The following is a 20624-nucleotide window of genomic DNA, read 5'->3' as shown; positions in this document are numbered from 1 at the left end:
TTTGCTCATTGGGAGGAAAAATGAGCTCGAATACCCTCGCGATCGCCCCCGTCGAACGGTCGGCCATTCGTAAGGCGACCTGGCGCCTCGCGCCGTTCCTGGGCCTGATGTTCTTCATCAACTTCCTGGACCGGACCGCAATTTCCTTCGCCGGCCCGCACGGCCTGACCAAGGATCTCGGGCTTACCGCCACGCAATTCGGGTTTGCCGCCGGCATCTTCTTCATCGGCTACATCCTGCTGGAAATTCCCAGCAATCTGGCCCTGCATAAATTCGGCGGCCGCCGCTGGCTTGCCCGCATCATGGTGACCTGGGGCATCGTTTCGCTGCTGTTCACCTGGGTCAGCGGCGTTACCGAGCTCTATGTCCTGCGTTTCCTGTTGGGCATCGCCGAGGCGGGCTTCTTCCCCGGCGCGATTCTCTATCTCAGCACCTGGGTGCCGGCCCGCCACCGGGCCAACATTCTCGCCCTCTTCTACATCGCCCAGCCGATGACGACGGTGATCGGCGCGCCGCTGGCTTCTTCCCTGATCCAGGCCCATGGCTTTTTCGGCCTCGAAGGCTGGCGGATCATGTTCTCCGGCGTCTCGATCCCGGCCGTCCTGGTCGGCATCGTCACCTGGTTCTACCTGCCGGATTCACCCAAGGACGCGAAATGGCTGAGCGCCGAGGAGAAGGCCTGGCTCATCGGCGAACTTGCCCGCGAGGACAGCACCAAGCGCGAGCCGCACAATGGTTCGATCGGCGCGGCCCTGTCGAGCGGCCGGGTCTGGATGCTGGCGCTGATCTATTTCGGCATGATCTATGGCCTCTACGCACTGGCCTTCTTCCTGCCCACCATCGTTTCCGGCTTCGAGGCGAAGTTCGCCACCAAGTTCACCGTGTTCCAGGCCGGGCTGGTCATCGCCATTCCCTATCTTCCCGCGGCAATCGCGCTCTATCTGTGGAGCCGGGACGCGACGAAGCGCGGGGTCCGGGCTTGGCATATCGGTATTCCGGCCCTGGTCGGCGCGGTCAGCATCCCGTTGGCTCTCTATATGCCGTCGCCCGAGACCACGGTCGCCTGCATCACCGTCACGGCCTGCGCCATCTTCGCGGCCCTGCCGAATTTCTGGTCCCTGCCAGGGCGTTTCCTGTCGGGTGCAGCGGCCGCTGCCGGCATCGCCCTCATCAACACGATCGGCAATGTCGCCGGCTTCGCCGCACCCTACGTCACCGGCGCCGTCAAGGACTACACCGGCCTCTACCAGGCCCCGATGATCATCGTGGGAGCCTTCATGCTGCTCTCGGCCGTCCTCGCCTTCCTGGTCGGACGGGAGATCAGGAAAAGCGGGGAGGCCTCGCAGGCCTACGCAGCCCTCAAGCCATGAGGGCGTATTCGCGCCAATAGCCAAGAAAGACCCGCCGGATGCAACCGGCGGCCATCACAGACTGAACCGCCAACAGACAAATGGGAGGACGACATGAGCTTGAAACGACTTTTGCTGGGCGCTGCGCTTGCCGGCGTGATGGCATCAGCGGCAATGGGCACGGCCCTGGCCGCCGATCTCATCGCCATCATCACGCCGTCGCACGACAACCCCTTCTTCAAGGCGGAAGCGCAGGGGGCCGAGGTCAAGGCCAAGGCGCTTGGCTATGACACGCTGGTGCTGGTGCATGACGATGATGCCAACAAGCAGTCGCAGCTGATCGACACCGCCATTGCCCGCGGCGCCAAGGCCATCATCCTCGACAATGCCGGTGCCGCCGCCACGGTGGCCGCCGTGCAGAAAGCCAAGGATGCCGGCGTGCCGTCTTTCCTGATCGATCGCGAGATCAACGTCGCCGGCATTGCCGTCGCCCAGATCGTCTCCAACAACTACCAGGGTGCCCAGGCCGGCGCGCAGGAGTTCGTCAAGCTGATGGGTGAGAAGGGCAATTATGTCGAACTGGTCGGCCGGGAGGCCGACACCAATGCCGGCATCCGCTCCAAGGGCTATCACGACGTCATCGACGACTATCCCGACCTCAAGATGGTTGCGCGCCAGTCGGCCAATTGGAGCCAGACCGAGGCCTACAGCAAGATGGAGACCATCCTGCAGGCCAATCCCGACATCAAGGGCGTGATCTCCGGCAACGACACCATGGCGATGGGGGCGATCGCCGCGCTGCAGGCCGCCGGTCGCAAGGACGTGATCGTGGTCGGCTTCGACGGTTCCAACGATGTGCGCGATTCCATCAAGCAGGGCGGCATCAAGGCAACGGTCCTGCAGCCCGCCTATCTCCAGGCCCAGACCGCCGTCGAGCAGGCCGACACCTACATCAAGACCAAGAAGGGCCCCGCGCAGGAAAAGCAGCTGATGGATTGCGTGCTCATCACGCCCGACAATGCCGGCAAGCTCGAAACCTTCGCGCTGGCGAATTGACGCTGCGATGAAGATTGCCCGGGATCTGCCTCCCACGGGGCGTCCCGGGCCTGTTCCTGATCCCGACAATCGAGGCCGGAGCCAATCCATGCCCAGGCTTGCCAACAGGCTGATGATCGCCGCCATGGCGCTCACCCTTGCAGCGTGCAAGATCGCGCCGACTGCCGAAGTACAGGCTGCCCGACAGGTCGGCGCTTCGGGCGCGGGCCCCGTCTTCGACCCGGACAAAGCCGTCGACGCGATCTGGGCAGCCAAGGTCCTGCCCTATCTCAAGGCGAAGGCGGGCGATTTCGTCGTCGTCCGCGACCTCGCCGCGAAGAATGCAGACGAGGCCGGGCAGAAATATGGGTATCGCGCCAAGGAAGGCACCGTGCCCTGGACCTATGTGGTCAAGGCCGAGGGCCGCGTCGTGGCGGCGAATACCGGCTCGCGCGCCGCCACCATCGACGTCGATGTCGACGGGGATGGCAAGGCCGACATGGTGGTGCAGATCGGTCCGGCCCTGCGCGGCACTGCGCTGCGCGACAGCCTGGATTTCGTGTCCTTCAACGCCTTCACCAACCAGATCGAATACGCCCAGTTCGGCAAGGCCTTCAACGCCCGGGTCAATGCCGATGTGCTGCAGGCTTTGCCGCGTGAAAAGCTGGTCGGCCGCTCCGTGACGGTGCTCGGCGCCTATGTGTTGGAGCCGGGCGGCAAGCCGCCGCTGGTGACGCCGGCCGAACTGAGCCTCGGGGCAGGGTCATGACCCAGGAAGGCCGCCCTGCCATGTCCGATGACGACGTCGTCCTGCGCCTGGAAGGCGTGTCGAAGGTCTATTCCGGCACGGTCGCCGTCAGGCATGCCGATTTCGACGTGCGGCGCGGTGCCGTGAACGTTCTGGTCGGGGAGAACGGCGCCGGCAAGTCCACGCTGATGAAGATCATTGCCGGGGTCGTGCAGCCCACGGACGGACGCATCCTGCTCGACGGCAAGCCTGTCACCTTCCGCGATGCCGGGGAGGCGGTGGCGCATGGCATCGGCATGGTGTTCCAGGAGCTCAACCTATTCGGCAATCTCTCGGTTGCCGAGAACATCTTCGCGGCCCGCGAAATCGTGCGGCTGCCCCTTGGCATCGACCATCGCGAGCAGGAGCGCCGTGCCGCCGAATTCCTGGAACGGCTGGAGGCCGGCATCGATGCCCGCACGCCGGTGGAGGATCTGCGCATCGGCCAGCAGCAACTGGTCGAGATCGCCAAGGCGGTGGCGCAGGATGCCCGCATCCTGATCATGGACGAGCCGACCTCCGCCCTCAGTGCCGCCGAGGTCGAGATCCTCTTCCGCGTCATCGCCGATCTCAAGGCGCGGGGCGTCGCCATCGTCTATATCTCCCATCGGCTCGAAGAGCTCATCCGCATCGGTGACTACATCACCGTGCTGCGCGATGGCCGTGTCACCGGGCAGGAGCGCATCGCCAATGTCGACGTGCCCTGGATCGTGCACCAGATGATCGGCTCCGACGCCAAGGACTTCGCCAAGACGCAGGATCATCCGCTCGGTCCGGAAGTCTTCCGCGCTGAGGACGTCTGCCTGCCGCGGGTGAGCGGAGGGCTCGCCGTCGACCATGTCTCCCTGTCGGTCAGGCAGGGCGAAATCGTCGGCATCTACGGATTGATGGGAGCCGGACGCAGCGAATTCTTCGAATGCGTGATGGGACGCCACCGCCACGCCACCGGCCGCCTTTTCGTCGACGGCAAGCCGGTGGCGGAAAAGGATGTGACGGGGCGCATCCGCCGGGGCCTGGCCCTGATTCCGGAAGACCGGCAGAGGGAAGGGCTGGTCAGCATCCTCTCGATCGCCGCCAATCTGTCGATGGCCTCCCTCGGTCGTTTCCTCGCCGGCTTCCATATCCGGCGGGCCCGCGAGCAGGCCGCCATTCGCGCCGCCGTCAAGGATTTGTCGATCAAGGTGGCCGATCCCGAGCTGGAGGTGAGTTCCCTGTCCGGCGGCAACCAGCAGAAGGTGGTGATCGGCAAGGCGCTGATGACCGGCCCGAAAGTGCTGCTGATGGACGAGCCCAGCCGCGGCATCGATGTCGGCGCCAAGGCCGATGTCTTCCGCACCATGCGGCGGCTCGCCGCCGACGGCCTCGGCATCCTGTTCGTCACCTCCGATCTCGACGAGGTGATGGCACTGTCGGATCGCATCGCCGTGATGAGCAACGGCAAGCTCACCGCCCTGTTCGAGCGGGCCGAGGCGACGGCCGCCAAGGTGGTGGCTGCCTCCGCGCTCGGCCATGGCCCCGTTCCTTCCCCATCTTCTGCAAATCACGGAGCGCCGGCATGACAGTCGCGCAGGACACCTTGAACCATCCGTCCGCCGGAAGCGGCTCGCTTGCGCTGAACCTGATGAAGCTGCGCACCTTCATCGCCCTGTTCGCCGTGCTGATCTTCTTCTCGCTGGCGGCGCCGAACTTCCTCAGCACGGCCAATCTCATCCTGATGTCGAAGCACGTGGCGCTGAATGCGTTCCTGGCGATGGGCATGACCTTCGTCATCGTCACCGGCGGCATCGACCTGTCGGTCGGATCGATCGTGGGCCTGTGCGGCATGGTCGCCGGCGGACTGATCCTCAACGGCCTGGACCTGCGCATCGGCTACACCATCTTCTTCAACATCTACGAGGTGATGGCGATCACCCTGCTGGTGGGCATCCTGATCGGCGCCGTCAACGGATTGCTGATCACCAAGCTCAATGTCGCGCCCTTCATCGCGACGCTTGGCACGCTTTATATCGCCCGCGGCCTGGCGCTTCTCTCATCCGATGGCGCGACCTTCCCCAATCTGGTCGGCCGCGCCGATTTCGGCACGCAGGGCTATGCCGTCCTGGGAGCCGGACGCCTCCTCGGCCTGCCGGCCTCGGTCTGGATCCTTGCCGTGCTGGCGCTGGCTGCCGCCTATATGGCGCGCTGCACGCCACTCGGCCGCCACATCTTCGCCGTGGGCGGCAATGAGCGCGCCGCGGGGCTATCGGGTATCCGGGTCAACCGGGTGAAGCTCTTCGTCTACATGTTCTCGGGTTTTTGCGCCGCCGTCGTCGGCCTGGTGGTTTCCTCCGAATTGATGGCGTCGCATCCGGCCACCGGCGAGAGCTTCGAACTCAACGCCATCGCCGCGGCCGTGCTCGGCGGCACCTCGATGTCGGGCGGGCGCGGCACCATCGGCGGCACCATCATTGGTGCCTTCGTCATCGGCATTCTCTCCGACGGGCTGGTGATGATGGGGGTCAGCGAGTTCTGGCAGATGGTGATCAAGGGCCTGGTGATCGTCATTGCCGTGGTGGTGGACCAGGCCCAGCGCCGGCTGCAGCAGCGTGTTGCCTTGCGCCAGATGGCGAGGCTGGCCTGATGGCGTCCTATCGCGGTGCCTTGATCGGTTGCGGCTTCTTCGCCATCAACCAGCTCCATGCTTGGCGAGACGCCGAGGGCGTCGACATCGTCGCCCTCTGTGACCGCGACCCGGAACGTCTCTCCCATGCCGGTGAGCTTTTCGGCATCGACAGGCGCTATGGCGATGCCGAGCAGATGCTCCGGGCGGAGAAGCCGAACTTCGTCGATATCGCCACCACCGTGGCGAGCCACCGACCGCTCGTCGAGCTCGCGGCGAAGATGGGAATTCCCGTCATCTGCCAGAAGCCCTTCGCGCTTTCGATGGCGGATGCGCGCGCGATGGTCGAGGCCTGCCGCCTCGCCGGCGTGCCGCTGATGGTGCACGAGAATTTCCGCTGGCAGAGTGCGATCCAGGCTGTGAAGACGCGTCTCGACGCCAATGCCATCGGCCGGCCTTTCTGGGCGCGCGTGTCCTTCCGTTCCGGCTTCGACGTCTTCAGCGGCCAGCCCTATCTCGCCGAAGGCAAGCGTTTCATCATCGAGGACCTAGGCATCCATATCCTCGACATCGCCCGCTTCCTGTTTGGCGAGGTGACTCAGCTGAGCGCGCGCACCCAGCGGGTCAACCCTGCCATCAAGGGTGAGGACGTCGCCACGATGCTGCTCGATCACGAGGGCGGCCTGTCCTCGGTGGTCGACTGCAGCTATGCCACAAGGCTGCCGGTCGATCCTTTCCCCGAGACGCTCGTAGAGATCGACGGTTCGGCGGGCACGCTGCGGCTCGGCACGGGCTATCGGCTCGTCGTGAACGGGCCCGGCGGGCGCGAGGAGGTCGACCTGTCGCCGCCTCTGCTGCCCTGGGCCTCGCGTCCCTGGCACAATATCCAGGAGAGCGTGCTCGCCATCCAGCGCCATTGGTTGCATTGCCTGCGCAACGGCAAGGAACCCTCTACCAGCGGGCGGGACAACATCGCCACGATGGCCCTGGTCGAGGCGGCCTATGCCAGCGCCGCCAGTGGCCAGACGATCGAGATGGCCTCGATCTGATGCCGCCCGCCCCATGAGCCACGAGGCGTCGGCATCCCTGGCGCTTCGTTCCTCCCGCTGGGGCGTTTAGGAATTGTCTGGAAATAACTGAAACGCCGCCTTTGTCATGCCCGGGCCTGACCCGGGCATCCAGCGGCCCCGTCTTCAAAAGACTGGATGGGGAGCTGGATTGCGGGGTCAAGCCCGGCAATGACAAAGGTCAAACCAATTCAATTCGTTTATTCTTCGACGCTTTCTCAGGCCGACGCTACGGTCTGGTGAACGTAGAGCGAGGCGGAACGATCGAGGTGTCGGACCATCGCCTGTTCGGCCCCGTCCGGATCATGCGCGATGATGCGGTTGAGGATGTCCTCATGCTCGGACAGGGTATAGTTCTCCTTGCCGGTCCAGATCAGCAAGTCGGTGTGGTACTGCTTCAGCCAGCCGAGCATGGCTTCGCTCATCGCCTCGAACAGCGGGTTGCCGGAGATGGCGGCGATGCGCGTGTGGAACAGCATGTCCGCATTGATGAAGGCATCGGCGTCGCCAAGGCTTGCGCGCTGGCGCGCCAGGGCTTCCTGCAACCCGGTGACCGCCTGTGCGTCGGCCTTCTGCGCCGCCTGGCGCACCATGCCCAGCTCGAAGAAACGGCGCGCCTCCTTCAGATGCTCCAGCGAGGCCGGGGAGCTCGACAGGAGCACGCTGGCGGCATCGTCGACCTGCTGGAAGATCGATTTGGCGGTCGGCTGGCGAACGCGCGCGCGCTCGCCATGGGAAATGGTGAGCAGGCCGAAAATGCTCAGCTGCTGCATGGCTTCGCGGATGGCGGGACGGCCGACACCAAGGCGGTCCATCAATTCGCGTTCGGAAGGGAAGGGGTCTCCCGGCTGCAGTTCCCCGCCGGTGATCAGCGCCTTGAGGCGGTCGAAAACCTCGTCGGAGAGCTTGCGACGGACAATGCGTTGATCGGTGAGGGGCATGGGGCATTCCGATTGAGGCCGTGGGTTCGGCGGTCTTTGCCGCCTGTTTTGCTGCGAGGCAAGTCCGCTCCTGCAACAGTGCCACCGCTGTCTGGAAACAGACAAGGCGAATTTCCGTTGCTTCAACTTAAGTCATGATATACTCATCATACCTGTTAAGCAATTCCAGACCGGGCGCTGCGAGTGCCCAGACTGAATGGGTACCATGTCCGTCATCCGCATGACCTATCGCATCGAGACGGCCGGCGATGTCGAGAAGCTGGCCGCCAAGATTGCCAGTGATCAGTCGACCGGTACCTTCGTCAGCTTGCCGGGCGAGACGCCCGAGCTCAAGGCGCGCGTGGCCGCACGCGTCGTGGCGATCCGCCCCCTGGAGGCCTTGGATGTTCCCTCGATTCCCGACCCGTCGGCACCGGTCGGCGCGATCTATCGGCGTGCCGATGTCGACATCGATTTTCCGATCGAGGCGATCGGCACCGACCTGGCGGCGCTGATGACGATCACTATAGGCGGCGTCTATTCGATCAAGGGGTTCAGCGGTATTCGCGTCACCGGCATGCAATTGCCGGGGGCCTTCACGGCTGCCTATCCCGGCCCGCAATTTGGCATGGCGGGCACCCGGCGGCTGACCGGCGTGGAGGACAGGCCGGTGATCGGCTCCATCGTCAAGCCTGCTTTGGGGCTGCGCCCGCCCGAATCGGCCGAGCAGGTGCGCGAACTCGTCGAAGCCGAGGTCGACTTCATCAAGGACGACGAGAAGCTGGCGAGCCCGGCCTATTCCAGCCTCGAGGATCGCGTGAAGGCGATCATGCCCGTCATCCTCGATCATGAGCAGAAGACCGGCAAGAAGGTGATGTATGCCTTCGGCATCTCCCACAGCGATCCCGACGAGATGATGCGCAACCACGACATCGTCGTGCGGGCCGGCGGCAATGCCGCGGTGATCAACATCAATTCGATAGGCCTTGGCGGCCTGTCCTTCCTGCGCAAGCGCTCGCACCTTGCCTTGCACGCCCATCGCAATGGCTGGGATATCCTCACGCGGCATCCCGGGCTCGGCATGGATTTCGAGGTCTATCAGCAGTTCTGGCGGCTGCTCGGCATCGATCAGTTCCAGATCAACGGTATCCGCGCCAAATACTGGGAGTCGGACGAATCTTTCGTGCGCTCCTTCCGAGCGGTGACGACGCCCCTGTTCGAGGGCGATGTCTGCCCCGTGCCGGTCGTCTGTTCGGGCCAATGGGGCGGCCAGGCGCCGGATACCTATGCCCGCACCGGCAAGACCGTGGACCTGCTCTATCTGTGCGGTGGCGGGGTGGTCAGTCATCCCGGCGGCCCGGCGGCGGGCGTGCGCGCTGTCAGGCAAGCCTGGGAGGCCGCGGTCGAGGGCGTGCCGCTCGAAGCCTATGCGCGCGAGCATCGCGAACTCGCTCAATCCCTGCAGAAATTCGGCGCCGACGCCGCTGCATCCTGAGCCCTACAAGGAAAGAACGATGTCGGGCTTGCTGCTCTCCTATTATGGCGACGACTTCACCGGCTCCACCGATGTGATGGAAGCACTGGCCTCCCATGGCGTGCGTACCGCCCTGTTCCTGCAGCCGCCCACCGTGGCGCAGCGCGAGCGCCTGGGTGAGTGCGACGCCATCGGCCTCGCCGGCACCAGTCGCAGCCAAAGCCCGGCCTGGATGGATGCCGAGCTTACCCCGGCCTTCGAATGGCTGAAGCAGCTCGGAGCAGGCGTCTGCCACTACAAGGTCTGCTCCACCTTCGACTCCAGCCCGGCGATCGGCAATATCGGCCGCGCCATCGAGATCGGCAGCAAGGTCTTCGGACAGCGGCAGGTTCCACTGGTGGTTGGGGCCCCGCAGCTCCGGCGCTACACCAGCTTCGGTACCCTGTTCGCCGGCTATCAGGGCCAGGTCTATCGCATCGACCGCCATCCGGTGATGAGCCGCCATCCGGTGACGCCGATGGACGAGGCGGACCTTCGCCTGCACCTTGCCCGGCAGACGCGGGGCAGTATCGGCCTCGTCGACATCGCGGCGCTGGCAGCGGCCGATGCCGACGACATCGTCGATGCCGTGCTGGCGAGAGGCGAGGACATCGTCCTCCTCGATGTCAACGACGATGCCACGCAACTGCAGGCGGGGCGCCAGCTTCTGCGCCTGCAATCAAGGCTTGGGCCCTTCATGGCCGGGTCTTCGGGTGTCGAATATGCGCTGCTGCGCGCCTGGCAGGAAAGCGGGGTAGTCGGCGGGAAAACCTCCTTTGCTGCGCCCGGCATTGCCGATCGCATCGCCGTGGTGTCGGGGAGCTGCTCCCCCACCACGGAGCGGCAGATCCGCCATGCCACCGCCAACGGGTTCGACGGCGTTGCGCTGGACCCGCGTGCGCTCATCAGCCATGGCGAGGCGGCCATTGCCGAAGCCGTCACCACCGGCCTTGAAAGGCTGGAGCAGGGACGCAGCGTCGTCCTCTACACCGCGCTCGGACCAGGCACCGACATCGGTGACGGGTTCGAGGGCGACGGGGACCGCAACCGCATCGGCGTGGCGCTGGGCCGGATCCAGAAGGCCCTCGTCGAACGGGCGGGCCTGCGCCGGGCGGTCATCGCCGGCGGCGATACGTCGAGCCACGCCTTGCGCGAGCTTGGAATCTTCGCGCTGACGACGAGGCTGCCCTTGCCGTCATGCCCCGGCTCCCCCCTGTGCACGGCCTATGCGGCCGCGCCGGCCTTCGATGGCCTGGAGATCGCGCTCAAAGGCGGGCAGGTCGGCGGCGACGACTATTTTTCGATGATACGCGACGGCCGCAGCTCGGTTTGATCACAACGGCCGATCGCATTTCTCTCAGCTGCTGCAAAGGGAAGAGGGATCAGTCCGTCTTGTCCCGGGTTTCGGGGGAAGACAGGACAATACCGGTCATCGGTTCGACCCAGCTGATATTGTCGCGTACCGATTGCACGCCGGGCGTGTTCTCGGCGATGATCCGGATGGCGCTGCGCTGGTTTTCATCGGTGATCACACCGCTCAGTTCCACCCGGCCGTTCTGGACCTCGACCCGGATGGCGCCGGCCGGCGCCCATGGCTGGGCTTGGAATTCGGCCTCGATGGCAGCCTTGATGCCTTGGTCGCTCACCGGTTGCTCTTCATAGGGCTGGCGCAGGAACTCGGCCAGGGTCCGCACCAGATCCGCGCGGGACAGCAGGCCGACGACGCGCTCGTTTTCGACGACGGGCAGGCGCTTGATGCCGTGCTGTTCCATGAGGAGCACGGCTTCCTCGAGCCGCTGGTTCGGAGCGACGACGACGACGTCCCTGGTCATCACTTCATCGACCCGCCGCCCATGGGTCTGTGCATAGGCCTGTGCCAGATGCCCTGCCTTGAACAGGGAACTGAACCAGCTTGCCCCGATCTTTTCCGTGCCGAGCTCGGGGCGGCGCAGCAGGTCTCCTTCGCTGAGAATGCCGGCCAGCCGGCCGTCTTCACCGATGACCGGCAGGCCGCTTATGTGCGAGCGGACCATGACGTCGATCGCCTGGGACAAAGTGGTTTGGGGTGTCACGCTGACGATGTTGCGTGTCATCACGTCTGCGACCCGCATGGTGGCCTCCTTACTGATGGGTGGGCGGCCGGGATATGGCGCGACCCCTGGTTGCTGTCGGATAGCGGCTGAAGCGCAGGCTGCATTGATCTCATGCAAGGCCGCGCGGTTGGCGCCGGACTGGGCGAGCCTCAATTCGTGCCATGCGGCCAGACCCAGTTCTTGATCTCCGGCATGTCGTCGCCATGGCGGCGCACATAGTCCTCGTGCTCGATCAGCTTGTTGCGCAGCGCCTGCTTCACATGGGCAGCGGCCGGCAGCAGGCCGGGAATGCGATCGATGGCGGCAATGGCGAGATGGAAGCGATCGAGACCGTTCATCACCGTCATGTCGAAAGGCGTGGTGGTGGTGCCCTCTTCCTTGAAGCCATGCACATGGAAATTGTCGTGATTGGCCCGCCTGTAGGTCAGGCGGTGAATGAGGTAGGGATAGCCGTGATAGGCGAAGATCACGGGCTTGTCGGTGGTGAACAGCCCGTCGAATTCGCGCTGCTCGAGCCCATGCGGATGCTGGCTGGGATCCTGCAGGGCCATGAGGTCGACCACATTGACGACACGGATCTTCAGCGAAGGGCAATGCTGGCGCAGCAGGTCGACGGCAGCCAGCGTTTCCAGTGTCGGCACGTCGCCGGCGCAGGCCATCACCACGTCGGGTTCGCTGCCCTGATCGTTGCATGCAAAATCCCACAGGCCGATGCCGGCACGGCAATGGCGCACAGCCGCTTCCATGTCCAGCCATTGGGGAGAAGGTTGCTTGCCCGCGACGATGACGTTGATGCGGTCGTAGGTGTGCAGGCAGTGGTCGGCGACATAGAGCAGCGTGTTGGCGTCCGGCGGCAGGTAGACCCGGACGATGTCCGCCTTCTTGTTGGCGACAAGATCGATGAAGCCCGGATCCTGGTGGCTGAAGCCATTATGGTCCTGGCGCCAGACATGGGAGCTGAGCAGATAGTTGAACGAGGCGATCGGCTGGCGCCAGGCGAGTTCGCGCGACACCTTCAACCATTTGGCATGCTGGTTGAACATGGAATCGACGATGTGGATGAAGGCTTCGTAGCAATTGAACAGCCCGTGGCGGCCGGTCAGCAGATAGCCTTCCAGCCATCCCTGGCATAGATGCTCGCTCAAGACCTCCATCACGCGCCCGTCCGGCGACAGATGGACGTCTTCCGGCAGGCGAGGCTCCATCCAGGTGCGATCCGTTACCTCCAGCACGGCATCGAGCCGGTTGGACGTGGTCTCGTCCGGTCCCATGATGCGGAAATTGCGGGCCTCGGCGTTGAGGCGCATCACCTCGCCCAGATAGCGCCCGAGGACCCGGGTCGCCTCCGCACTGGTCCTGCCGGGGGATGTCACCGCAACCGCAAAGGCGCGCGGGTCGGGGCAGTGCAGGTGATATTTCCGGCCGCCATTGGTGTGGGGGTTGGCGCCCATGCGCCGGTCTCCCTTCGGAGCGAGCGCCTTCAGGTCCGGCAGGAGGTGGCCTTCGGCATCGAAGAGCTGGTCGGGCTGGTAGCTTCGCATCCAGGATTCAAGCAAAGCCAGATGACCGGGCTTTTCCGCAAGGCCGCTGAGCGGCACCTGATGGGAGCGCCAGAAGCCCTCGGTCTTGAGGCCGTCGACCTCCTTGGGGCCCGTCCAGCCTTTGGGGCTGCGCAGCACGATCATCGGCCAACGCGGACGCCCCGTCTCGCCTTTGGTACGGGCCGCATTCTGGATGGCGCGGATGCGGCCGAAGGCCTGATCGAAGGCCGCAGCCATGGCCTGGTGCATCAAGGCGGGCTCCGACCCCTCGACGAAGAGGACTTCGTGACCGAGGCCCTCGAAGAGCTTGCGGATTTCCTCGTCCCCGAGCCGGCCCAAAATGGTGGGGCCGGCGATCTTGTAGCCGTTGAGATGCAGGATCGGCAGCACCGCGCCGTCATGGACGGGATTGACGAACTTGTTGGAATGCCAGGATGCGGCGAGGGGGCCGGTCTCGGCCTCGCCGTCGCCGACGACGCAGGCGACGATCAGGTCCGGATTGTCGAAAGCCGCGCCATAGGCGTGAACCAGGGCATAGCCCAGCTCACCGCCTTCGTGGATCGAGCCGGGCGTGTCCGCGGAAGCGTGGCTGGGGATGCCGCCCGGAAAGGAGAATTGCCGGAACAGGCGGCGCAGCCCATCCTCGTCCTCGGCGATCTCCGGATAGATCTCGCTATAGCTGCCTTCCAGATAGGTGTTGGCCACCATGGCCGGTCCGCCATGGCCCGGCCCGCAGATGAAGACGACATCGAGGTCGTCGCGCTTGATGACGCGATTGAGATGCGCATAGAGGAAGTTCAGGCCCGGCGTGGTGCCCCAATGGCCGAGCAGCCGCGGCTTGACATGGTCGAGCGTGAGGGGATCGCGCAGGAGCGGGTTGTCGAGGAGGTAGATCTGCCCGACCGACAGATAGTTGGCAGCACGCCAATAGCGGTCGATGAGGGCGAGTTCTGCGGGCTTCAAGGCTGTGGTCATGGCAAGGTCTTCGAGATTTCCAGGAGGGCGGGATGGGGTGCTGGTCGAAGGTGCTTCCAGTTAAACGGCCATGGCGCCGAGAAGTTGCCGATTGCGCAAAACGATCCGGCGGGCATTGGACAGGCCGAGCACGCCCTTGCCGTGAAGCTGGGAGATCACGCGCGAGACGGTTTCGAGCGTCAGGCCGAGATAGTCGCCGATGTCGCGGCGACACATCGGCAGCTCGAACATGCCGGCCACGGCAAGCCGCCGATCCATTTCGAGCAGGAAGGTGACGACACGCTCGAGGGCCGTCTTGCGGCCGAGCAGGATCATATGGTCTTCGGCATGCCTGAGGTCCCGCAAGGCCAGCGCGCGCAAGGCGTTGGCGACACCGATATCCTTGAGGGCGGCTTCTTCCAGGCTCTTGCGCCGCACCAGCCGCACCGTGGTATCGACCACGGCGTCTGCGGTCATGCGATGCACCGAACCCATCTCCAGGCCGAAGATGTCACCGGGCAGATGGAAGGCGCCGATCTGCCGGCGTCCGTCGTCCAGGAGCTTGCAGGTGCGAACGGCGCCGCTGATGACTTCGTAGGCATAGTCCGCCGGTTCGTCGTCGCCATAGATCTCCTCGCCCTTGTCATAGCCGTGTATCGTCCCGAGCAGCGCAGGCAGGAGCGTAAAGCTGGAGGAACCGAAATTGGCAGTGCCAATGGCGACAGGTGGTGGCGCATCGACCTTCGATCGGGCGGACATTTCGTGGCGAGAGAACATCGTGGCCATCTCCTGGATGCGGCGGATGGCCAAGTCGTAGGCCCGAACGAGGCCTGCGAAAATTTCGGTCGAATCCCTAGGGAAGGACCCCTAAGGGCCTTACCGGATGTCGCTGGGGAAGCTCCTGTCGGCGATGGCCGCGCGGACATTGGCGACCAGGCTTTCGGCGATATGAGGCTTGAGCACGACGTGCTGGATGCCGGCACGGTGCGCCTTGTGCTCGATCGTCTCGTCGGGATAGCCGGTGATCAGCACCACGGGCCCGCTTTGTCCTCTCGCGCGCAGATGCACGGCGAGCTCGAGACCGTCCATCTCCGCCATCTTGTAGTCGATGACGAAGCAGTCGGGCGCAAAGGAGGCCATTTGCGACAGGCAGTCGACGCCGCTCGAATAGGTTCGCACCGTGAAGTCCTCTGCTTCCAGGAGGAAGCGGAGAGAGCCGAGCACGTCGCGGTCGTCATCGATGACGGCAATTACGAAGAGAGGCTGAGAGGACGTCATGGCGGTTCCCGGCACCGCAGGGGCCCGGACGGGACGGTGCAAAGAGGGAGCATATGCCGGTGTTCCCGGTGCGGAATTGATGCAGCTCAAGGTCCGGCCCTGGCGCCGGTCTGATGCGCGGCGGAGCTATTGCGATACGCAGGCGATCAATCGATCAGGGCACCGCTGCGTATCGCCTGCCTGACCAGTTCCGAGATGCTGCCGGCATGCATCTTCATCATGACATTGGCGCGGTAGACCTCCACCGTGCGTGGGCTGATATCATACTCTTTGGCGATCGCCTTGTTGGAGAGGCCCGCAACCAGGCCGTTCATGACCTGTCGCTCGCGCGGACTGAGGGAGGCGAGGCGGGCTGCCAGTTCGCTTGCATCCGCAGCGACCTTGGTCGCCTTGCTGCTTTGTTCGAACGCCGCCTGCAGGACATTGATGAGACGTTCGTCCTCGAAAGGCTTTTCCATGAAATCCAGTGCGCCGAGTTTCATGGCCTCGACCGCGAGGGGAACATCGCCATGGCCGGTCATGACGATCACCGGCAGATCGGCAGCTGTCGCCTTCAAACGCTTGAGCAGCTCGATGCCGTCGATCTCGGGCATGCGAATATCGGTGACGACGCAGCCGAAGCCGAGCCGGGGCAGGGCCTCGAGAAAGTGCTCGGCTGTCTCGAAAGCGGTGACGGCAAAGCCGGAGGTCGACAGGAGGAACGCCAGCGAATCCCGTACAGCCGCGTCATCGTCGATGATAAAGACCCTGGCATTGTTAGGCATCGGAAGAAGTCTCGGACAAGTTCTGGGAGTCGGCAAGGGTGCCGAGCGGCAAGGTGAACTGGAAGGTGGCGCCGCCGGCCTGATTGGTCTCGGCCCACATCTTTCCGCCATGGGCTTCGATGATGGAGCGGCTGATGGAAAGGCCGACGCCCATTCCGGTCTGCTTGGTGGTGAAGAAGGGCTGGAACAGGCTCGAGCGGACGTCCTCGGCAAAACCATGGCCGGTATCTTCGACGCGAATACGTATCATGTCGTCGCCGAGCGGGGCATTGGCAACGGTCAGTTCACGCCGCGGGGAGCCCTGCATGGCTTCGAGCGCATTGCGGAAGAGGTTCACCAGGACCTGCTGGATCTGGACGCGGTCCGCCAGGACGAGGTCGCAGGCGGGATCCAGGTCGAAACGCAGGACAATTCCCTGTTCGCGGGCGCCGACCAGGCCGAGCGCGCCTGCCTCCTCGACGAGCTTGGCGATACTCTCGATGCGTTTCTCGCTCTCGCTTCTCGTCACGAAGCTGCGCAGGCGCCGGATGATCTGCCCAGCCCGCAAGGCCTGCTCCGCTGCCTGATCGAGCGCAGTTTCGACCCTGTCGAGGCCTTCGAGGTTGGAGGCGCTCAGCAGGCGCCGCGAACCCTTCAGGTAGTTGCTGATCGCCGCCAGGGGCTGGTTGAGTTCATGCGCCAGGGCGGAGGCCATCTCTCCCATGGCGCTCAGCCGTGACATATGCACGAGTTCCGATTGCAGTTCGGACAGGCGGGCCTGCGTCTGCTGATATTCCGTCAGGTCCCGTACGAACCCGGTGAAGTAGCGGCGCCCGCCCGACTGCATTTCGCCCACCGACAAGTGCATCGGGAAGGTGGAGCCGTCCTCGCGCTTGCCGGTGACGATGCGGCCGATGCCGATGATGTGGCGGTTCCCGGTATGCTGATAACGATGCAGGTAGTCGTCGTGGCGCGAGCGGTCCGGCTCCGGCATCAGGATGCTGACATTCTGGCCGATCGCCGTCGATCCGGCATATCCGAACAGCCTCTCCGCGGCACGGCTGAAATACTGCATGATCCCGGCCTCGTCGATGACCACCATCGCATCGGGAACCGTCTCCAGGATGGAGCGCAGATGCTCCTCGCGCGTACGCAAGGCCTCTTCGAGACGCTTTTCCTCGTCGATGTCGATGACGATGCCGCCCAGGCAAATTGCCCTGCCGTCTTCGCCCTGCTGGACACCGCCCCGAAGGCGCAGCCAGCGACCGGGACTGTCCTGGGCGCGGACGCGGCAGGAAATGTCGAAGGCCGTGCCCGAAGCAATCGACGCGTCCAGAGCCGCCGTCGCCGCATCGATGTCGGCCGGGTCCAGCAAGGCGAGGAAAGTGCGATAGTCGAGGGTCTGCCCGGTGCGATATCCGAAAAGGGCCCGCGCCGTGTCCGATATGTTCACCGTCCGGGAGGCGATGTCGAAGATCCAGGTGCCGATGCCCGTGCAGTCGAGGCCGGTCCGGATCGCGCGATCCTCCTGGCCTGGAACAGACCCATCCTGCAATGGTGCGACCACATCCGGCCTCCGCGAGAGATTTCCTCTATAGAGGGAGGCGGAGGCGATCTTTCAAGAAGAATTGTTCAAAACGGGGAGCAGTTACGGGCCCATTTCGGGTGGCGATCGGTTGGTTTTCGACAAAGGCCCGGCCGGCGATTTCATTTTGGGTGAATCGGCTGCCTTCCCAGACGCCAAATTGGACAATCTTGCGCTGGATCAATTCGCTCGCACCGTGAAGCCCTTCAATGGAGCCATGTATCGACCCGGCATCGTTGAAGGGGGATAACCATGGCAACGTCCACAACCTTGAGAAAATCTTCTTCCGCGACCTCTCATGTCGTTGCCGACCAAGGTGAGGTGATCGATTTTCTGCTTTCACCCGGCACGCATGGCAGGACCGAGCCGGTAGAACGCATCGACACCCACGGTGCGATCGTCTTCCTGGCGGGAGACCGTGTCTACAAGCTCAAGCGAGCCGTTCGCTTCCCGTTCATGGATCTGTCGACGGTGGAACGCCGGGAATGGGCCTGCCAGCGGGAGGTCGAGGTCAACAGCGCCTATGCGCCGCAGATCTATCTCGACGCCGTCCCGATCACCAGGTCCGGCGACGGGCTGCAGTTGCACGGCGAAGGGGAGGCCGTCGACTGGGTCGTGCGGATGAGACGCTTCGACGAAACCGGCACGCTCGACCGGCTCGCCGACCGAAACGCAATCAGCGAGAGCCTCCTGGCCGAGATCGTCGCGGCCGTGCTTGCTTCCCATGAACAGGCCCCGATCCGAGATGGCCTGGAGGCTGCCCGGAGCCTGGAACGCTACATCCGGCAGAATGACGAGGCATTTCGCGAAAGCCCGACCTTGTTTCCGCTGCAGGAAATCGAGGTCCTGACCGAGGCGGCCAGCCGGGCTTATCGCGATTGCTTCGATCTCCTGATCGAACGCGGCAAGGCTGGTTTCGTCAGGCGCTGCCATGGGGATCTGCATCTGCGCAACATCGCCGTCATCGACGGGCGGGCCACCTTGTTCGACGCCATCGAATTCGACGAGGCGATCGCGACCTGCGACGTGCTGTACGACCTGGCTTTCCTGCTGATGGACCTCTGGGATCGCGGGCTGCATCGCCATGCCAATGTGGTGCTCAACCGTTATTTGTGGGAAGCGTCCGAAGCTCATCTGGCCGGCCTTGCAGCCTTGCCTCTCTTCCTGTCCATCAGGGCAGCCTTGCGGGCCAAGATCGCAGCTGCAGCGGCGATGGTCCAGGCACCGTCGGAGGCCGAGGCAAGCCGGCTGGAAGCCCGGCGCTACTTCGAGCTCGCGCGTCGTTTCCTGGTCAAGCTGCCGCCACGGCTGGTGGCGATCGGCGGCCTGTCGGGCACGGGCAAGACCACATTGGCGCTGGCATTGGCCCCGTTCCTGGGCAGGGCGCCCGGTGCCGTCGTCCTGCGCAGCGACATCGAGCGCAAGCGCCTTGCCGGCATCGAGCAGACACAGAAGCTGCCATCCTCGACCTATACGCCGTCTTCCAGCACCGCCGTCTATGACACGCTCAGCCGCAAGGCGGATGTTGTCCTGGCTGCGGATTGCAGCGTCATCCTGGATGCCGTCTATGCGAATTTGCCCCAGAGGCACGTCGCGGAGGGCATAGCGCTGCGTGCCGGCGTCGGCTTCACCGGCTTCTGGCTGCACGCGCCGCTGCCCGTCATGGAGCAGCGCGTAGCCAGCCGGGCGAACGACGCCTCCGATGCCGATGTCAACGTGGTGCGCAAACAGGCGGACTATGATCTGGGGCGTATTTCGTGGCATCGTCTCGATGCCACGTTGCCGCGCAAGGATGTCGAAGATGAAGCCCTGTCGTGCCTGGCGCTCAGATGCGCGAATGGCAAGTCCCGCACAGACTGATCCGGGCGGAAAGCTGCCCGGCAGGGCAAGATCGGCATGAGCCAGACCGAGATCCTTGCCCGCCTTGCGGTCGCCCTCGGCATTGGCCTGCTCGTGGGCCTGGAAAGGGGCTGGCGGACCCGCGAGGAGGAGGATCACCAACGGGTCGCCGGGCTTCGTACATTCGCGCTTGCCGGACTCACCGGAGGCGTCGCCGGCGCCCTGTCCCATGCGGTCGGTCCGGTGATCCTCGGCTTCGTGTTCCTGGGGTTCGCGGGTGCCCTGACGACGTTTCATTGGCTGGAGGCGAAGGCCGAGGGCAATTTTTCGGCGACCTCGCTGGTGGCGGGATTGCTCACCTTCCTCCTAGGCGCCTATGCGCTGACCGGTGAGGTCCAGATTGCTGCCGCCGCCGGGGTGGCAATGACGATCCTGCTCGCCTTGCGGGAACAGTTGCACGGGTGGGTGCGCGGACTGACCTGGCCGGAGATCAAGGCCGTGCTGGTGCTGCTCGCCATGTCCTGCGTGCTGTTGCCCATCCTGCCGGATCGAACCGTCGACCCGTGGCAGACCCTCAATCCGTGGCAGCTCTGGTTGTTTGCGATCCTGATCGCCGGGATTTCCTTCGGCGGATATGTCGCCATCCGCCTGTTCGGCGACAGGCTCGGCGTCATTCTGGCCTCCCTCGCCGGGGGCCTGTCGTCCTCCACCGCGACCACGATGGCTCTGGCCCGTATGGCCGGAACCCATCCGCAATCCTGGTCGATCCTGGTTGCGGGCATGCTGTCGGCGGGCGCCATCATGGTGCTGCGTGTCGGCCTCATCGCTGCCCTTCTCAATCCGGGCCTGCTCGCCAGCCTGGCCTTTCCGGCCCTGGCGGCGGCGGTGACGCAGGCGATCGGCGCCTGCGTGCTGGCCATCAGGCGTGTGGACCACGAGGCCCCGAAGCTGGAGCTTTCCAATCCGCTCGAACTCGGTTCGGCACTCAAGCTGGCAGCCTTCATGGCTGTCGTCCTGGTGGCAGGCAAATTGCTGCAGCAGGCCTATGGAGGAGCGGGCGTCATGGTGCTCGCGGCGGTGTCAGGTTTGGCGGATGTCGATGCGGTCACCGTCTCGATCGCCCGCATGAGCCTTGCCGATCTTGGCCTCGGTTCCGCCGCCTTGGCCATCGGCCTGGCTGTCGCCGTGAATGCCTTGGCAAAGGTGGGCATGGCCGCCTATGCCGGGGGATGGCGTTGCGCCCTGCCTTTCGGCGCGATCAGCCTGCTTGCCGTGGCGGCGGGAGGAGCCGCCGGTTATCTGGCGAGTATGCGTTAGCGCG

Annotated in this window: 17 protein-coding genes; 10 read left to right on the top strand and 7 right to left on the bottom strand. The window is 64.6% G+C overall.

Annotated features, from left to right (window positions below):
* Positions 1–20 precede the first annotated feature (20 nt).
* The 6 genes from ABXS05_RS15760 (at position 21) to ABXS05_RS15735 (ending at position 6819) form a co-directional block, all read left to right on the top strand.
* Positions 21–1370: an MFS transporter gene (locus ABXS05_RS15760; protein ID WP_367624559.1), complete on the top strand. Its 1350-nt coding sequence runs from the start codon at positions 21–23 to the stop codon at positions 1368–1370.
* Positions 1371–1463: 93 nt separating this feature from the next.
* Complete coding sequence (locus tag ABXS05_RS15755; protein ID WP_367624558.1) at positions 1464–2405, top strand: D-ribose ABC transporter substrate-binding protein; 942 nt, start codon at positions 1464–1466, stop codon at positions 2403–2405.
* A gap of 88 nt (positions 2406–2493) precedes the next feature.
* Positions 2494–3153, top strand: coding sequence for a DUF2291 family protein (locus ABXS05_RS15750; protein WP_367624557.1), 660 nt, complete (start codon positions 2494–2496; stop codon positions 3151–3153).
* 20 nt (positions 3154–3173) lie between these two features.
* Positions 3174–4730 (top strand): sugar ABC transporter ATP-binding protein, encoded by a 1557-nt coding sequence (locus tag ABXS05_RS15745; protein WP_367624556.1) that lies wholly within the window; start codon positions 3174–3176, stop codon positions 4728–4730.
* Positions 4727–5791, top strand: coding sequence for an ABC transporter permease (locus ABXS05_RS15740; RefSeq protein WP_311943500.1), 1065 nt, complete (start codon positions 4727–4729; stop codon positions 5789–5791). Before ABXS05_RS15745 ends, ABXS05_RS15740 begins: the two co-directional genes overlap by 4 nt.
* Positions 5791–6819 (top strand): Gfo/Idh/MocA family protein, encoded by a 1029-nt coding sequence (locus ABXS05_RS15735; protein ID WP_367624555.1) that lies wholly within the window; start codon positions 5791–5793, stop codon positions 6817–6819. Before ABXS05_RS15740 ends, ABXS05_RS15735 begins: the two co-directional genes overlap by 1 nt.
* A 236-nt stretch (positions 6820–7055) precedes the next feature.
* Here the strand turns inward: ABXS05_RS15735 and ABXS05_RS15730 are convergent, their stop codons facing one another.
* Positions 7056–7778 (bottom strand): transcriptional regulator NanR, encoded by a 723-nt coding sequence (locus tag ABXS05_RS15730; RefSeq protein ID WP_311943496.1) that lies wholly within the window; start codon positions 7776–7778, stop codon positions 7056–7058.
* Positions 7779–7983: 205 nt separating this feature from the next.
* Between ABXS05_RS15730 and oiaX the strand changes: the two genes are divergently transcribed.
* The gene (gene oiaX / locus ABXS05_RS15725) at positions 7984–9252 is read left to right on the top strand and encodes a 3-oxo-isoapionate-4-phosphate decarboxylase OiaX (RefSeq protein ID WP_367624554.1); all 1269 of its coding nucleotides are present in this window, start codon (positions 7984–7986) and stop codon (positions 9250–9252) included.
* A gap of 19 nt (positions 9253–9271) precedes the next feature.
* Positions 9272–10603 carry a four-carbon acid sugar kinase family protein gene (locus ABXS05_RS15720; RefSeq protein WP_367624553.1) on the top strand — a complete coding sequence of 444 codons (1332 nt, stop codon included), beginning with the start codon at positions 9272–9274 and terminating at the stop codon, positions 10601–10603.
* 49 nt (positions 10604–10652) lie between these two features.
* Here ABXS05_RS15720 and ABXS05_RS15715 read toward each other — a convergent pair whose 3' ends face one another.
* From ABXS05_RS15715 to fixL, 6 genes are all read right to left on the bottom strand, one after another.
* The gene (locus tag ABXS05_RS15715; RefSeq protein WP_367624552.1) at positions 10653–11381 is read right to left on the bottom strand and encodes a CBS domain-containing protein; all 729 of its coding nucleotides are present in this window, start codon (positions 11379–11381) and stop codon (positions 10653–10655) included.
* A gap of 131 nt (positions 11382–11512) precedes the next feature.
* On the bottom strand, positions 11513–13879 hold the full coding sequence (locus ABXS05_RS15710; RefSeq protein WP_367624551.1) for a phosphoketolase family protein: 2367 nt from the start codon (positions 13877–13879) through the stop codon (positions 11513–11515).
* Positions 13880–13939: 60 nt separating this feature from the next.
* The gene (locus tag ABXS05_RS15705; RefSeq protein WP_311943485.1) at positions 13940–14635 is read right to left on the bottom strand and encodes a helix-turn-helix domain-containing protein; all 696 of its coding nucleotides are present in this window, start codon (positions 14633–14635) and stop codon (positions 13940–13942) included.
* A gap of 99 nt (positions 14636–14734) precedes the next feature.
* Positions 14735–15136: a response regulator gene (locus ABXS05_RS15700; protein WP_367624550.1), complete on the bottom strand. Its 402-nt coding sequence runs from the start codon at positions 15134–15136 to the stop codon at positions 14735–14737.
* A gap of 146 nt (positions 15137–15282) precedes the next feature.
* On the bottom strand, positions 15283–15900 hold the full coding sequence (gene fixJ / locus ABXS05_RS15695) for a response regulator FixJ (RefSeq protein ID WP_367624549.1): 618 nt from the start codon (positions 15898–15900) through the stop codon (positions 15283–15285).
* Positions 15893–17446 (bottom strand): sensor protein FixL, encoded by a 1554-nt coding sequence (fixL, locus tag ABXS05_RS15690; RefSeq protein ID WP_394312774.1) that lies wholly within the window; start codon positions 17444–17446, stop codon positions 15893–15895. The genes fixJ and fixL overlap by 8 nt, the downstream gene beginning before the upstream one ends.
* Positions 17447–17716: 270 nt before the next feature.
* Between fixL and ABXS05_RS15685 the strand changes: the two genes are divergently transcribed.
* Together ABXS05_RS15685 and ABXS05_RS15680 are read left to right on the top strand one after the other, a co-directional pair.
* Entirely contained in the window at positions 17717–19324 is a 1608-nt protein-coding gene (locus tag ABXS05_RS15685; protein ID WP_367624548.1) for a bifunctional aminoglycoside phosphotransferase/ATP-binding protein, read from the top strand.
* A 36-nt stretch (positions 19325–19360) separates the two neighbouring features.
* Positions 19361–20620 carry an MgtC/SapB family protein gene (locus ABXS05_RS15680; protein WP_367624547.1) on the top strand — a complete coding sequence of 420 codons (1260 nt, stop codon included), beginning with the start codon at positions 19361–19363 and terminating at the stop codon, positions 20618–20620.
* Positions 20621–20624 lie beyond the last annotated feature (4 nt).

The sequence above is a fragment of the Labrys neptuniae genome (genome assembly GCF_040797145.1).
Lineage (GTDB): Bacteria > Pseudomonadota > Alphaproteobacteria > Rhizobiales > Labraceae > Labrys > Labrys neptuniae.
Note: the sequence above shows the minus strand (reverse complement) of the source record. Positions and strands in the feature narration are given on the sequence as shown.

Excerpts from the sequence above, each read along its gene's own strand:
- ABXS05_RS15760 (WP_367624559.1), top strand. The coding sequence starts at position 21 with ATGAGCTCGAATACCCTCGCGATCGCCCCCGTCGAACGGTCGGCCATT.
- ABXS05_RS15755 (WP_367624558.1), top strand. The coding sequence starts at position 1,464 with ATGAGCTTGAAACGACTTTTGCTGGGCGCTGCGCTTGCCGGCGTGATG.
- ABXS05_RS15750 (WP_367624557.1), top strand. The coding sequence starts at position 2,494 with ATGCCCAGGCTTGCCAACAGGCTGATGATCGCCGCCATGGCGCTCACC.
- ABXS05_RS15745 (WP_367624556.1), top strand. The coding sequence starts at position 3,174 with ATGTCCGATGACGACGTCGTCCTGCGCCTGGAAGGCGTGTCGAAGGTC.
- ABXS05_RS15740 (WP_311943500.1), top strand. The coding sequence starts at position 4,727 with ATGACAGTCGCGCAGGACACCTTGAACCATCCGTCCGCCGGAAGCGGC.
- ABXS05_RS15735 (WP_367624555.1), top strand. The coding sequence starts at position 5,791 with ATGGCGTCCTATCGCGGTGCCTTGATCGGTTGCGGCTTCTTCGCCATC.
- ABXS05_RS15730 (WP_311943496.1), bottom strand. The coding sequence starts at position 7,778 with ATGCCCCTCACCGATCAACGCATTGTCCGTCGCAAGCTCTCCGACGAG.
- oiaX (WP_367624554.1), top strand. The coding sequence starts at position 7,984 with ATGTCCGTCATCCGCATGACCTATCGCATCGAGACGGCCGGCGATGTC.
- ABXS05_RS15720 (WP_367624553.1), top strand. The coding sequence starts at position 9,272 with ATGTCGGGCTTGCTGCTCTCCTATTATGGCGACGACTTCACCGGCTCC.
- ABXS05_RS15715 (WP_367624552.1), bottom strand. The coding sequence starts at position 11,381 with ATGCGGGTCGCAGACGTGATGACACGCAACATCGTCAGCGTGACACCC.
- ABXS05_RS15710 (WP_367624551.1), bottom strand. The coding sequence starts at position 13,879 with ATGACCACAGCCTTGAAGCCCGCAGAACTCGCCCTCATCGACCGCTAT.
- ABXS05_RS15705 (WP_311943485.1), bottom strand. The coding sequence starts at position 14,635 with ATGTTCTCTCGCCACGAAATGTCCGCCCGATCGAAGGTCGATGCGCCA.
- ABXS05_RS15700 (WP_367624550.1), bottom strand. The coding sequence starts at position 15,136 with ATGACGTCCTCTCAGCCTCTCTTCGTAATTGCCGTCATCGATGACGAC.
- fixJ (WP_367624549.1), bottom strand. The coding sequence starts at position 15,900 with ATGCCTAACAATGCCAGGGTCTTTATCATCGACGATGACGCGGCTGTA.
- ABXS05_RS15685 (WP_367624548.1), top strand. The coding sequence starts at position 17,717 with ATGGCAACGTCCACAACCTTGAGAAAATCTTCTTCCGCGACCTCTCAT.
- ABXS05_RS15680 (WP_367624547.1), top strand. The coding sequence starts at position 19,361 with ATGAGCCAGACCGAGATCCTTGCCCGCCTTGCGGTCGCCCTCGGCATT.